Consider the following 12,926-nt stretch of genomic DNA (forward strand, 5'->3'; position numbering starts at 1 on the left):
TCCTGCGGGGACAACGAAAAGCTGCATTGTTGTCACGATGCTATTGACGAACCCATGCGGACTGTTTTTCAATGTGCACGGGAGATCCGCGGTGCTCAGGCACGCGGACGGGGGCGTTCATATGGGGATATTCAGCCGAGCCGCGGCTGGCATTGGCATCTGCCTTGCCGTGAGCGGGTGCACCAGCCTGTATCATATTCATGACCCGCAGACAGGTGTGATCACGGCGGGTGAGCTGCCGTATTTTCTCAAGTCGATCAGGTGTGAGGTCGTGACTTTCTACCAGCTCGAACGCGAGAGGCGAAAGGAATACCTGAAGATCTACAAGAGGCGGCCTGAAGAGGCGTTCGATAGGTACGCTCATTTTGACATCGACCCCTTCCTGTACGGCACATTCTTTCTGGAGTTGAAGGTGACCGATACCGGCGGGCTCGGATCCGGTACGGCATTCGACTACAAAAGGATTCTGAGCGTGAGCAGTAATGATGTGACCCATGTGGGCCCCAGTGCTTCAGCCCAGGATACCTATGACCTGATCTGGTCATTTCTGATGAAGCAGAACGCCCAGCTAGCTTCCGATACGGCGCCGGCGCCGGCGGATCCAGCAAGGTATGAGCGTGGCTGCTATCGAGGAGCGCCTGCGGACTTGATCGAACTCGAGGGCCTCGCCGAGCATAAATATCCGGAGCGCGCCGCCTACAAGCGTATCATTGTCGATGCATCCAAGCCGCTCGCAGCTTGGTTACGGGACAACGCGATCCTCATAGCCGCCAACAATCTCACGCCGGCCATGCCTTCGGAGAGCGCGGAGCCGGCGCAAATGACGTACACGTTTTCAGTCCAGGTTACTGGCGGCGTCGAGGCAAAATACTCTCTCACTTCTTCGCGCTGGACGCCTGCCTCAGTCCAGGCGTCGGCCTCCGCTCAGCAGTTCAGTAATCTCGGAATCTACATCAACGGTCCGAATGCCGTCCTTGCTAACGGAGCCAAATCCGGGTCCGCCGGCTATGCGGACAAAACGCCGCCGCTTGGATCAAAGGACAATCCAATTTACACGGCACCCTCGCCGGGAGGAGAAAAGTCGCAGGAATTCCAAGGAGGAGCCGGGTCCACCGGGCGCCGTACGGGCGCTGGGCCTCGGACAAATGGTTTCATTGTGGCGCCAGTTCCTGTGTTCCCGCCGACCCCTACACCGACGCAGTAGGAAAATGTTTCGCCTGTGGCTGCCCAGATTCGTTCTGTTGCTCGTTCTCTTGTTCTGCTGGGCGGCGAACGCTCAACCTGCGCTTCCTTCGGGCGTCTCCGAAATGGAATTGTACGGCACGGTCATCCGCGGCTCGAAATGGGACATCAAAGAGATACCGGTCTGCTGGGAAAACCTGCAGCCGAAGGATCAAAAGTATGCCGATCTTGTTCGAAAAGCGGTTGCGGAAACGTGGGAGACTGCGGCGCAAGGTGGCGTGTGGTTTGCGAAGACTTGGCCGTCCTGTACGGGCGGCGCGCCAGGTGTGCACGTGCGGGTCGCTGATGAAGGCGCCCACACCGACATCATCGGAAAGTATCTCGACGGCAAGCCATCGGGCATGACTCTCAATTTCAGTTTCGATCATTGGAGCAAAGGCTGTCGCCATAGACGCGCGTTCTGCATCCGTGCGGTTGCAGTCCACGAGTTCGGACATGCTCTTGGTTTCACGCATGAACAGAACCGCGACGATGCGCCGGAGCAGTGCCGCAACGAGAAAGCTTCTGGCTCGGTCGGCGATTATAAAGTCACCAAGTACGACCCCAATTCCATAATGAACTATTGTAATCCAGCATGGAACGGAAACGGACAGCTCAGCCCTCTCGATATCGCCGCTGTCAGAACATTCTATCCGTCCTGACACTCGGTCTTTTGGTATCCATGAGCGCTCCCGCGCAGGCGGATCGCGCGGCAGTGCAAATTGCAGCGCGTTACAACGTCAGGACGGTTCACGTCCAGTTCGTTGGCGTGATGTACAACGACAAGCAGGAAGTCGGCGGCGGCTCCGGGCTGCTCATCGGCGACAGCCTCGTGCTGACCAACAGTCATGTGATCGGACGCGAGGGGAACTATAAGAGCTTCGAAGTCAATGCCCGTCTCGGGTCGCGCAATGCGAACCCGATCAAGGTCACTGCGGTTCATCGCGACGATGCCAGAGACTTGGCTCTTCTCGAGCTGTCGCAGCCCGCCGGAAACAGCGGAGGCGCCTCTCGTTGTCCGATGCCCGTGATCGATGACAACCAGCAAGCCCCGATGGGGACTCAGCTTTATCTGCTCGGTTATCCGCTCGATCTGGATCTGAGCATATCGAGCGGTCTGATAAGCAACCAGACTAGCCCGAACGGTCGCTGGCAAACGAACACGATCATGAACGTCGGCAACAGCGGCGGCCCCGCATTCAACGAGTTCGGCGCCCTGCTGGGGATCGCAGTTGGCGGCATCGTCAAGTGGAACGAGGCGGATGTTGTTGGCGTCAACTTCATCATTCCCGCCACCGTGATTGCTGCAAGCCCTCTGTACAGCATGATCGCGGCCATTCCAAAGCCTTCTGTTTGCTGGACCAAGTGGGTCGAGACAACGATCTCTTTTGAGAACTGGACGAAACTGAATTCCACGCATGTGCAGACGCAAGCCAATGCCGGTGTGAAGATCCCCGAAATCCTCTCCGGAGCGATCCATACGCTTCTGCCCGAAGACCGCCGCCTCATCGTGAACATCCCGGTGTCGCAGCTCGTCGACCCGAAGCTGATCGAGCGGGCGTATACGGTAGACAAAACCAAGGACGATCACCCGGTCGTATTTGCGGAGCATTCGGCGGACTATGCCGAGATTTTCCCGGCTGAGCCCGGCTACCGCATCACAGGGTGCACGTGGCACGTTGAGACCGCCAATGGTGCCAGCAATATCGGTTGCGCGATCAACGGCGGCGGGGCGGAGGTTCGCTTCACCTACAGGCTTACCAGCGGACCTGCTGTCGACAGGTATCGCGGATGGCTGGGCGCTACGGTCAACGTTTCCCAAACCCTTGCAAAGTAGGTAGCTGATCGATGGTCATGCTCGTCTTGCCAATTCGAGGTTCGAACCGGTTGCATCGGCTCGGCCAGGCCTTCCAGCAGCTTCGAACAGTGCTCATTGTCTTGTTTTGCGCGCTCGCGACCGGTTGCGCCCACCAGGGTCCGGCCTCGCAGCAGGCCAACCGGCATATACAGAAGGCGCCCCAGAAACATGAGAGCGCGTTCAAAAAATACGGCTATCGCTATGGCCCCGGGTACTACCACCATGTCCGGCACTATCATGCCTACCGCCCTTTGCGGCAGACAACCGGTGAGGCGAGCGAGGAAGCGCCTCCCGACAAACGCAGCACCGGAGCCGAGGTGGTGGTCAATAGACCGGTGATTAAGGGGTTGGTACCCGTCTACTTCGCCACCAATCGCGTGGTGACGGGTGGGTCCGGTCTGGAATTGACCCAGATCTCCTATAGTCGTGCGGCCACCAACACATTTGGCCGCGTGACGGTTAGCATTCCCATCGTTCACAAGATGGGAGAAGTCGAAACGCCGAAGACAAGCTGGTTCGGGATGCGCAAGGAGGCGGAGGCCGATGGAAAGCATTTCCGAATCCAGAAGCTCGATCGTCTTTCCCGTGAGGAGTTTGCTTCCGCTATCGCAAATCCGGCCGACAGCCTGATGCTCTTTGTGCACGGCTACAACGTTGCCTTTTCCGACGCAGCCTTCAAGGCGGCTCAAATTGCTTTCGACGCGAACTACAAAGGCCGTGTCATGATGTACTCCTGGCCGTCCAAGGGCGGAGTGAAGGACTATGACTACGATCGGGAGAGTGCTTTGTACGCTCCGGATGGCTTGTTCGATCTCCTCCAGCTCATTAAATCGGCGGGCAAAGTCTCACGGATTATCGTGATTGCCCATAGTCTGGGCAGCGAGGTTGTTTTGGGCGCCTTGCAGCAAGCCGCGCTGAGCCAGACGGCGCTCGGGATTGCTGAATTGATTTTTGCGGCCCCGGACGTGGATCGCGACATTTATCTTCAGCGCGCGAGCCAAATCAAGGCAGCGGCGGGCGCGGTGACGTTATACGCGTCCTCGACGGATCTCGCGTTGCTCGCCTCCATGGAGAAAGCGCAATCCACGTCGCGAATGGGGTTCGTAACCAAGAGCGGGCCAACTCTCGTGCCCGGTATCGAAACGGTCGATGTTTCTGCTGTGGGAAGCGAAATGTTTGCTCTAAATCACAGTACGTACTCAACCAGCCGCGCGGTTCTCGATGACATAGGCCGGATCATCTCGTCTTCGACGCATCTTAAACCCCCGCAGCGGACCCCGACCCTGCGATCGATGCCCGACGATTCGAATACGACTTATTGGATGTATCCATATTAAGAATCGCTCTTCGGCTGTTTGCAGAGTTGTGGGCCACAAACCTGGCAGATGTGTGCGCGTTCAACGCGAAAAATAGAACGCACGGAGGCGAAAACTGATCGATTGAGGGCGGATGTGGTTTCTCAATCAGCGGGTCCCAGGTTCGAGTCTGGTGCGCCCATCAAAATAACGGGCGGCAGTTACTGGCGCGCCATTGGCTCGAGTCACGTCTGAGTTCGGCGTGTCGAATAATTTGCCTTGCGGAAAGCGGCAACCAAACTCGTAGGTCTCTTTTCCGATATGTGCCAAAACTGGGTCGGCTGCTCCAGCTAGAGATTTTCGCCAAGATCGCCGAGCTCGGCAGCCTGTCCAAGGGCTGCGGACATTCGGCGGATGTCGAACGCGGCCGCGAGCCGACACCTGAGCGGACTTGAGGAGCGGTTCGCGGTGCGGCTGATCGAGCGCAACATGCGCCGGCAATGGCTGACCGAGGCAGGGCAGGATTTGTTGCAGCGTTGCAGCCCGCTCCTGAACGACGCCAAAGCCGAGGATGGCGTGAGGGACCGCACGCCGTCGCCCAAGCGCATGCTGCGCGTTACGAGTTCGCTGTCGTTTGCGATGATCTACATGGCGCCGATGCTGCCCGCATTTCGCAAGCTCTACCCTAAGCTCGACGTCCAGATCATCGCGGCCAACCGCTGTCCCGATTTCATCGAGCCCCGGGTCTCCCTCCGGCGAGGGCCGCCTTGTTGAATTAGTCCAATTGGCGCGTAGCAGTCCTTATGGACAGCCATAAGCCAGTACTCAGCTTGGGAAGCTGGACGGTATCAAGCTAAATCAATCTCTTACGCGCGAAACTGCCCTTAACTGCCATGAGCGGCATCAATGGGGTGCGGCCACAAAACAAAACGATGATGGGCCACCCGACCCCTACAAAATGCGAAGCCCCGCCATCCTGGCAGATGACGAGGCCAAATCTTCGCAGAGCAGTTCCACGATCAACAATTCTACATCTGCTGCTGATCTCCCGCAAGCAGCGGTCGAAACGCTGGGTGTCGAGGCTTCTGGCCTCTATGCTCAATTCGCATCATGCGAGAGTGCGAAACAGCTAGACGCCAACCCCCGGCTGATCTGGGAGCGGTATGGCGCCGGCAAGCTCTCCGACCGCGAAGCATCGCACCCTGCCGCCTGCATCGAGGGCCGCAGGCCGCACCGACGGTTCTCCGCGGCGAAGCCAGTCGGTGCTGGCGGTCAACGGCGCCTAAGCCGGTTCTTGCCCCGACGCCCGCAGCGGTCTCCGGATCGCAAGGCATCGCGCGAGCGACGGAGAATGCTCGGTGGCTCCAGCGCGCTGCCGGAGAACCTGCGGCACCACTTCACCGAGGGGCAGCGGTCCGTCTTGTGCATTCTCGCGGGCGAGATCAAGCGCCATGGCTTCTGCGACCTCCCGATCGACAAGCTTGCCGCATTGGCAGGTGTTTGTCGCACCACTGTGCAGACCGCCTTCCACGAAGCGCGACGGCTAGGATTAATCCGGATTTCAGAGCGACCGCGACCAGGCCGAAAGAACCTTCCGAATATTGTCGAGATCGTCTCCCGCGAGTGGCGGACTGGATCCAGCGCGCCGGCATCAGCCAGCCGGATAGGGTCCAAACCGGTGAAAACGGGGGGCCCCACGAAGAGCACAGATCAAGAAAGGAAGCTGCTCGGCGATGAACTGAGCGTTCGGCAAGGCCATCCTGCGCCGAGAATGGCGACGTCGCCGCATTGATGCCAAAAACAATGTGCGGTTTGTCTCCTATCCGCTCGGTGGGGCGCTGGCAACACAGCCAAGCAGGTTATAGGCTTCGTGGCGCTTGTTGCGGTGGCGGCGTTCGCCGGTCGATTGGGCCTCGCAATTGGCGGCTCGCGGCCGGTCAGTGCCGTACGGACTGTCAATTTTCAGTTCAAGGATTTTTATAGTGTCGGCAGCTAACCTTATCGTCGCCTCTGATGGCGCGCATCTCGTCTCGGACGGGCTTGTCTGGAACACAGCAGATCAAGCAATCACTGCGATTTGCAACAAGGCTGTCCTGTTGCCCCAGTTCAAAGCAGCCGCAACGGTCCGCGCTGAGCAATTTGTTGTTTTCCAGGCCGTGTCGCTCGCTTTGTCGACGATGGCGGCTAGCGGCTTTGACGACTTCAAGCAGGCAATCGGTCCCACGCTTATGGAGCTGAATGCCAGGATGGCCGCAATGGGTGCTGCGAGTCCACTTGAAGTTTCGGTCGCAGGAATCTCAGAACAGCACGGCCCGGCCGGTTTCCGGATGACGACGCTGCAGGCCGGCGGCGAGCACCTCGAACCATGGCGCGTGATCGATTTTCCGCGGGGCTTCAACCCATGTCCGTGCAACAGCGAGGCGGACGAGCGAGAGATCCGTGCGGCAATAGAGAAGGCGCCGGCAACGCTGGAAGCGCACGCAATTGCGGCGCTGAAAACACAGCGTGACATCGCTAGCCGAGACTACGCTGAGGGCCGGACGCCATGTTGGGTGGGCGGCTTCGCTCAGATCACTACCATTTCGGCAGAGACTATTGCCACGCGCATCATCCATCGTTGGAACGATGATGTTGTCCCGGCGAAGTTGGCAGCGTGAAGCTCGCCCGCAGGGGCCGAGCCGAGGGAGTGCGCGCGTCCAGACGATTGCCTTGCTTTTGTCTGAGTTCCGGTACTAGTTTTCGTTTCTGCAAAATGGAGAAGTTGAAGTGGCTATGGGGACTGTGAAGTGGTTCAACCCGACGAAGGGTTACGGGTTCATTCAACCTGACAGCGGCGGCAAGGACGTCTTCGTCCATATCTCAGCGGTTGAGAAGGCTGGTTACACCTCCTTGGCAGAGGGAGCTAAGGTTAGCTTCGATGTCGTGAACAACCGCGGAAAAGACTCGGCGGAAAATCTGCGAGTCGGGTGAGGCGCCCGAGATCCGGTCCAGCGCGGACTTAAAGCGTTTCGGCAGGCAAGGAGCGCGAGTGCTCAATGTACTCCGCTGGCCGTGCCTTTTGAGATCGCACGCGTCACAGCCTCAAGACGGGCTGCGATGCCGCTCATCCGGCGTGCCGTATCTTGAAGCGCAGCTACATCGGTCCGCCCCGTGCCGGTCGCGAGACTGAGGTCCTTCTGCAGGTGCTCGAATTCTGCCTTGCACCGGTCCAACTCCGCGAGAAGCATTGCGAATTCGTCCATTAGCGTTCTCTCTAGTCAAGATGGACGGGTACCGGACGAACCCTTACCGCTCGTAGGTCCGGCCGCCAGTGCTAATGCCATAAAGTGTCGCTGAGTAAGGAAGCCGAGCCAGAATTGTCGCGTTCTTCGCTATCGCTCCTGCTGTGATGCCGCGGCACAGCAGCGTAACACCTCCGCTGTTTCGTGCGCAGAACGCGTCTGGGCTATCGATGAATGCCAGCCCTTTTGCGCTGGTCCAGGGTTTGCGCATCAAAATGACCGTGCGGCCTTCCGGAAGGGCGCCGATCGGTTGAATGACAAAGATCGATATGAATTGTGCGCCGATGATCAGCGCAACGATCGCAGCCAGAACACATAGCCATGCTTTCATGATGTCGCCCCAAAATGCGTCAACAAGCTCATTTGCTCGGCTTCATTGAGCTCGACTTAGATGTCGTCCAGCGGCAGGTCACTGCGATCCGATTCCGTGCGGCTGTGACATCATTCAAGAGGAAAGTGCCGTCGCTGAATCTGCCTTGAAAGCCAGTTGCTCTGATGAACAGCTTGCCTTGGTCCGGGAGCAAATTCATAAAGTCTCGAGCGCCGGGAATAAAAATCGCCCTTCCGTTCGTGCTGCCGACACCAGCCACACTTGCGGGTGAATCTCCGTTGATCCGGATTAGAAGGTCGTAGCGGTTTGCGGTGCCAGAAATAACGAGATCGGGCGGGATAAAGACGGCCTCCGATTTGTTCTCCCAGCATCTGAGGATCAGCAACGATTCACCGGCTTCGCCCTGGAGCATTGCGACGAGCTGATCGCTGTCATCGATCGGGGATTTGCTCTCTCGGAACGTCCACTTACCTCTGACCGGAGTGGGCTCGGTGCTTGAGTCTTCATCCTCGCCTTTTTTCCCGATGGCATCGAAGCACTTCAATCTGTCTGCGTCGCCCGGGATCTTCTTGCAGACGGCGAATGCCAACAGTTCGAACTGAGCTTCAGCCGTCGGCGCCGAACTAGCCAATAGCAAGAGTGCCATCACGCCGGCTGCAATTATCGACCTCATTCTGATTCCCCCATCACCGGCCCGAATTCAATCGCAACCGGAGCGCGAACGCAAGCCGCAGTGCGTCGGCTTGACCCGGGGCTCAAATCGAGGGATTCCCTTCCTCCACAAATCGCGTATGGTCATGTGATGGCACAGAACAGATCTCACGCTGTCATGGCGCAGCGTACCGAAGCCTCAGATAGTCGGGACGATTTTCCGACCCCGCCGTGGGCAACGCGGGCGCTCCTTGCTCATGTGCTGAAAGACTTCGGGCCCTTTAACCAGCAGTCTGTTTTGGAGCCCGCGTGCGGAGTTGGCTACATGGCGCGACCGTTGGCTGAAAGCTTCGGGCAGGTATTAGCCTCGGACATTCATGCCTATGGGTTCGGGGCGGTGCGGGACTATTTAGCGGTCCCATATGAAGCGAACGCAGTAGATTGGGTCATAACAAATCCACCGTTTCGGCTTGCGGAGGAGTTCGTCCTGCGGTCGCTAATCGTGGCAAGGAAGGGGGTAGCGATCCTTGCAAGGACGGTATTCATCGAGAGCGTCGGCCGCTATCGTAATCTCTTTGTCCAACATCCGCCCTGCAGATTTGCGCAATTCTCGGAACGCGTGCCGATGATTAAGGGCAGAGTGGACCGGTTGGCTTCCACCGCAACCGGCTACGCATGGCTTGTCTGGTCGAAAGAAATGCAGGCTGAAAATCCGGCGCTCGTCTGGATCCCACCTTGCCGCAAGGCTCTTGAGCGCGACAGCGACTATTCTGATCGATCGTAGCGATCCAGACCGTCTTTCAGGCTCTGGAGAGCGGAAGCATTATCGCTCGCCTCAAGTGCTTTTATTGCCTTTTCGACAAAGGCGTGCAGGCGGCGCCCCTTGATGCCGGGTGGACCTTTAGGTGGCAATTCGGCAGCTGGCGCCGCTTCGTTCGTGCCGAACTTTCCTTGAGATGCCTCGACAATGCGCGCTTGGTTTTCTCCGAACCAAGCTGCTACGTCGTGTTGATTATCTCCGCGGGCCAACATCCCGATCGCGATTTTTGCATCGTGGATTGTCATTGCCATGAGTAGTTCCCCCCAGCCTTTCCTTGAGCTAAGCGCAACCAGGGCGATAGCGCAAGAGGCAGCGCAACAATATGAGCTTGGCGGTGTGGCCGTGAGGGTGCAGTCTAGTCCCCTACCGGGTGGCGGGAGGTATAAGTGTCATTCAAGGTTATCGACGGCGACGGGCCGGGCAGGGAAGAGAGCGATCGTAAGCAGGATCAGCAGTTTTCCCGCGACGAATTTTCGTGGGCGATCCGAGATTGTGCTGCCAACATGCTTCGTATCATCCGGGGCGCAGGAAAGCCTTACGAGCTCATGAGACAGATGCAGATGGCGCTCAGTACTTCTGCAAAGTTTTAGGAGGTCCACGGCTATTGGCCGCAGGAGGTCATTGTGAATGATCTCCGGATCGAGGACGAGGCCGGCGAATGGTTTAGCAAAGCTCGAGAAGGCGTCCTCGATCAAGACTCAGTCGATCGTTGGCACGAAGACGGTACTTTCGATAGGATGGCAGCTGAACACACAATGTTTTGCGGAGCGCTGCAGCTCATAGCGTCCGAAATGATCGGACAAAGCACGCAGAAGGCTGCCGGCAGCCGCGAATTTCACGACGGACTTCGCGAATACCAACAGGTGCGCGAGCACAGCTTGAAAAGCGCCGTCGGGAGGAGAAGGCTCGTCCGTCATCTAAGAGACCCAAGGTCAAAAAGAAAATCGTTCTGTAGAAAGGATCTGAGATCCATGCCAGCCTACCTCGTCCGCCTAATAAAGAATCAGGATATCGTCGGTTTCTTCTCCGCCGCCGACTTAGAGGAGCTCGCCGAGGCGGTCGACGAGTGCACCGACGTTCCTTATTGCGAATACCTGGAGCTGCCCTCAGGCGGCATCATGTGGACAAGTCCGGCCACCGCCCTTCCGCTGAAACGCGGCAATGAGGATGAGGGGAAAGAAGCTGAGCAGATCCCTTGGGTATCTGCAGAGTTGTCTGAAGGCTGGTGGGATGGGGTTTACGGCTATCGTGAGGAGGACTGGATAGCTTTTGATCCACACTTCACCGAGCAGCCGGATCCGCCGTTTGTGGGTCGACAAATGGGACCTGGGAATGTGATCCCTTTGAAGGGTCGAAAGCGCGGACAATCTTAGAAGCCGAACTCTCGCTCTCGCTTTTCTAGCACCTTCAGCAACTCCAGCATAGCAACCGGCCATCTACCAGCCGCCAGCTGTCGATTGATCTCGACGATTGCTTTTCCCTTGTCGGACATGCTTCGTACCTTACCACGCTGAGCTGACGAAATATCAGCCCGAACTGGTTAAGAGCACCAGCAGGTTAGCGAGCTATGAACTAGCGGGCTGCCATCACCCACTGATGGATAAAACCTTCGCGCTGATCAGGTTTATTCCAGTCGACGATCTCCGAAGCATGCATGCGAGCGATCGCCAAAGCCTCATCGATTCTCGCCTTGGGTCCCTTTGCCCGGTATGCGAAAACTCGCTGCTCTGCCTGTATTTCCTGCTGCGCGACGTCGAGTGTTATAACCCGCTCGAAGAGTGCCGGAGGGGGCGGTCCATCCTCGATCAAGTCGAGGTTGACCAGTTCACAGCCGCGCATCACACTATTGCGGAGCGCCAAATCAGCTCGAATGCTGGGCGGCTCGGTATGGGCCATTCCGGAGCGATCTTATGCTCAGAGATGGCTCCAACGTCGCCGATAGCGGCGAGCACCTTCTCGTTGCGGAAAACTTTCGAACTTCCGTCGCCAAGCGTGACGGGCCTTTTGCTCTTACAATCGCCGAGCGCGGTGCAACAACGAACGTTGCCAACAGCATGTCTATTTGGGATTGGTAGCTCTCGGGCTTTTCGTCATTGACGGTAAACGATCCGAGATCCCCAAGGCTGAATGCTCCAACGCTTGAGAGCGCGCTGTGTCGCTCCCGAGACGAGAGGGCAACACTACCCAGCCGGCTTAGAATTCCCACCGCGCTTTCAAGATCAGTGTCGGTGATCTCTGGAAACAGCATACGGGCTCGGGTGAGAACTTTCCCCAGGCGAACGTCTATCTCGCCATCTCGAAATACGACCACACCCAAGTTGACACTCTCGCCGCGCGCGTTATCCGGGACGAGGCGGAGAACGGCAAAGTCAAATGTATGTGCCATTTTTCAAGCCCTGCAAAAGCAACTTAGCCCGCGCGTCACGACCACCATCTCGCCATCAGACAACGATTCCGTCTCGGTCGGCTGGTGACAGCCAATCCAGCGGTATCGAGGTTAATATGGCCTCAATTTCGGCGACCGGTAGCTTTGCCAGACGATCAACTGTTTCCGCGGCAGATGCCACGTCTTGTCTGAATGGGGCAACGACAGTCTTAAACCACACTCGCGTGGCAGAGTTGAGAAGAATTAGCGGGTCAAGGCCCGGGATCGCGCGTCCTTGGCCGGTGCGGCCGTGTTGGCACGTGTCCTATGTGCCTATGTTGGCACGGAGAGCCACTCCGGCAACAAGAATTGGGGTGTGACGATCCTGGGCAAGCCGCTTGCGGAGACCGTCGCTCGCCTCGCATAAAGCACTGCCCGCCGGTGACGAACCGGCGGCACTTCCCAATAAGGGAGAACCGATGACCCTGCCGGCAACGATTGATGAAGAACAGGCAGTCCAACACGTCGTGGACTGGCTTGCGTGGGCTCGATCGAACAAGGTCGACATTTTCGACGTGAGCATCGGCTTCGCGAGTGAAGGCGGCGGACGGCGCTTTGCGAAAGAGCAAATGAAGCGTTTCGCAGCGGCTCACGTCGATCACCGCCTTGTAATGATGACGGCCGCCATGGAGGGCGATGGGCTCGCCCAGGACGCTTTGCTGGAGCTCTGGCGAGAGATGGAAAGCAGGCGAGCTGCTGACGAAGCACGCCGCTCAGATTTCGATTGCGCCCCCGCGCCGCAAAAGCCGGTGATAGCCAGCAGACCTATCTCTTCCGCGATATCGCCATTGTCGCCCTTGTGGACGCGCTCTGTAAACCGCCCTTCAACCTTAAGTCGACACGTGGGGCGGCGGTGCGAGCCAAGGGAGGTCCTGCCAGCGCCTGCTCCATCGTTGCAGGCCAATTTGGGCTTGGCGAGGACTCGGTCTGGAAGCGCCTTAAGTCCCATCTCTAACTGTAGGTAAAAGTTCGCCCCCGAAGAATTCCTATGACTGCCCGCGCCTCCGCAGGCATGTTCCGAGCAAATGCAGCGGAAAGGGACTT

Annotated in this window: 17 protein-coding genes; 10 read left to right on the forward strand and 7 right to left on the reverse strand. The window is 58.0% G+C overall.

Features of this window, described 5'->3' with window-relative positions:
* Window positions 1-121: 121 nt before the first annotated feature.
* The 7 genes from AC0L20_RS21810 (at window position 122) to AC0L20_RS21840 (ending at window position 7,344) form a co-directional block, all read left to right on the forward strand.
* Complete coding sequence (locus tag AC0L20_RS21810) at window positions 122-1,204, forward strand: hypothetical protein (protein ID WP_473291979.1); 1,083 nt, start codon at window positions 122-124, stop codon at window positions 1,202-1,204.
* A gap of 4 nt (window positions 1,205-1,208) precedes the next feature.
* Complete coding sequence (locus tag AC0L20_RS21815) at window positions 1,209-1,883, forward strand: M12 family metallopeptidase (RefSeq protein WP_473291982.1); 675 nt, start codon at window positions 1,209-1,211, stop codon at window positions 1,881-1,883.
* Window positions 1,884-1,903: 20 nt separating this feature from the next.
* On the forward strand, window positions 1,904-3,058 hold the full coding sequence (locus tag AC0L20_RS21820) for a S1 family peptidase (protein ID WP_317245374.1): 1,155 nt from the start codon (window positions 1,904-1,906) through the stop codon (window positions 3,056-3,058).
* 11 nt (window positions 3,059-3,069) lie between these two features.
* On the forward strand, window positions 3,070-4,416 hold the full coding sequence (locus AC0L20_RS21825; RefSeq protein ID WP_473291989.1) for an alpha/beta hydrolase: 1,347 nt from the start codon (window positions 3,070-3,072) through the stop codon (window positions 4,414-4,416).
* Window positions 4,417-4,788: 372 nt separating this feature from the next.
* A complete protein-coding gene (locus tag AC0L20_RS21830; RefSeq protein ID WP_317245372.1) occupies window positions 4,789-5,148 on the forward strand; it encodes a LysR family transcriptional regulator in 360 nt (119 codons plus the stop codon).
* A gap of 1,208 nt (window positions 5,149-6,356) precedes the next feature.
* A complete protein-coding gene (locus AC0L20_RS21835; RefSeq protein WP_317245371.1) occupies window positions 6,357-7,031 on the forward strand; it encodes a hypothetical protein in 675 nt (224 codons plus the stop codon).
* Between the two features lie 109 nt (window positions 7,032-7,140).
* Window positions 7,141-7,344, forward strand: a complete 204-nt coding sequence (locus AC0L20_RS21840; protein WP_317245370.1) for a cold-shock protein — start codon at window positions 7,141-7,143, stop codon at window positions 7,342-7,344.
* A 62-nt stretch (window positions 7,345-7,406) separates the two neighbouring features.
* Here AC0L20_RS21840 and AC0L20_RS21845 read toward each other — a convergent pair whose 3' ends face one another.
* The 3 genes from AC0L20_RS21845 to AC0L20_RS21855 are packed head-to-tail and all read right to left on the reverse strand — an operon-like array spanning window position 7,407 to window position 8,659.
* On the reverse strand, window positions 7,407-7,616 hold the full coding sequence (locus AC0L20_RS21845) for a hypothetical protein (protein ID WP_317245369.1): 210 nt from the start codon (window positions 7,614-7,616) through the stop codon (window positions 7,407-7,409).
* 43 nt (window positions 7,617-7,659) lie between these two features.
* The gene (locus AC0L20_RS21850; protein WP_438742996.1) at window positions 7,660-7,986 is read right to left on the reverse strand and encodes a hypothetical protein; all 327 of its coding nucleotides are present in this window, start codon (window positions 7,984-7,986) and stop codon (window positions 7,660-7,662) included.
* A gap of 28 nt (window positions 7,987-8,014) precedes the next feature.
* On the reverse strand, window positions 8,015-8,659 hold the full coding sequence (locus tag AC0L20_RS21855; protein ID WP_438742997.1) for a hypothetical protein: 645 nt from the start codon (window positions 8,657-8,659) through the stop codon (window positions 8,015-8,017).
* A 303-nt stretch (window positions 8,660-8,962) separates the two neighbouring features.
* Here AC0L20_RS21855 and AC0L20_RS21860 point away from each other — a divergent pair, with 303 nt between their 5' ends.
* Window positions 8,963-9,421 (forward strand): SAM-dependent methyltransferase, encoded by a 459-nt coding sequence (locus AC0L20_RS21860; protein ID WP_473292001.1) that lies wholly within the window; start codon window positions 8,963-8,965, stop codon window positions 9,419-9,421.
* Here AC0L20_RS21860 and AC0L20_RS21865 read toward each other — a convergent pair.
* Entirely contained in the window at window positions 9,403-9,708 is a 306-nt protein-coding gene (locus AC0L20_RS21865; RefSeq protein ID WP_317245366.1) for a hypothetical protein, read from the reverse strand. The genes AC0L20_RS21860 and AC0L20_RS21865 overlap by 19 nt on opposite strands.
* A 135-nt stretch (window positions 9,709-9,843) precedes the next feature.
* On the opposite strand from AC0L20_RS21865, the gene AC0L20_RS21870 reads away from it, so the two are divergent.
* A complete protein-coding gene (locus AC0L20_RS21870) occupies window positions 9,844-10,047 on the forward strand; it encodes a hypothetical protein (RefSeq protein WP_438742998.1) in 204 nt (67 codons plus the stop codon).
* Window positions 10,048-10,080: 33 nt separating this feature from the next.
* Window positions 10,081-10,830 (forward strand): hypothetical protein, encoded by a 750-nt coding sequence (locus AC0L20_RS21875; RefSeq protein WP_317245364.1) that lies wholly within the window; start codon window positions 10,081-10,083, stop codon window positions 10,828-10,830.
* On the opposite strand, the gene AC0L20_RS21880 is transcribed toward AC0L20_RS21875, so the two are convergent.
* From AC0L20_RS21880 to AC0L20_RS21890, 3 genes are all read right to left on the reverse strand, one after another.
* Window positions 10,827-10,949, reverse strand: a complete 123-nt coding sequence (locus AC0L20_RS21880; RefSeq protein WP_317245363.1) for a hypothetical protein — start codon at window positions 10,947-10,949, stop codon at window positions 10,827-10,829. The two genes, AC0L20_RS21875 and AC0L20_RS21880, sit on opposite strands and share 4 nt — an antisense overlap.
* A gap of 80 nt (window positions 10,950-11,029) precedes the next feature.
* Window positions 11,030-11,353: a hypothetical protein gene (locus AC0L20_RS21885; RefSeq protein WP_473292006.1), complete on the reverse strand. Its 324-nt coding sequence runs from the start codon at window positions 11,351-11,353 to the stop codon at window positions 11,030-11,032.
* Window positions 11,319-11,843, reverse strand: coding sequence for a DUF3037 domain-containing protein (locus AC0L20_RS21890; protein WP_473292009.1), 525 nt, complete (start codon window positions 11,841-11,843; stop codon window positions 11,319-11,321). The genes AC0L20_RS21885 and AC0L20_RS21890 overlap by 35 nt, the downstream gene beginning before the upstream one ends.
* Window positions 11,844-12,926: the final 1,083 nt, after the last annotated feature.

Source organism: Bradyrhizobium sp. Kon58 (assembly GCF_055807455.1).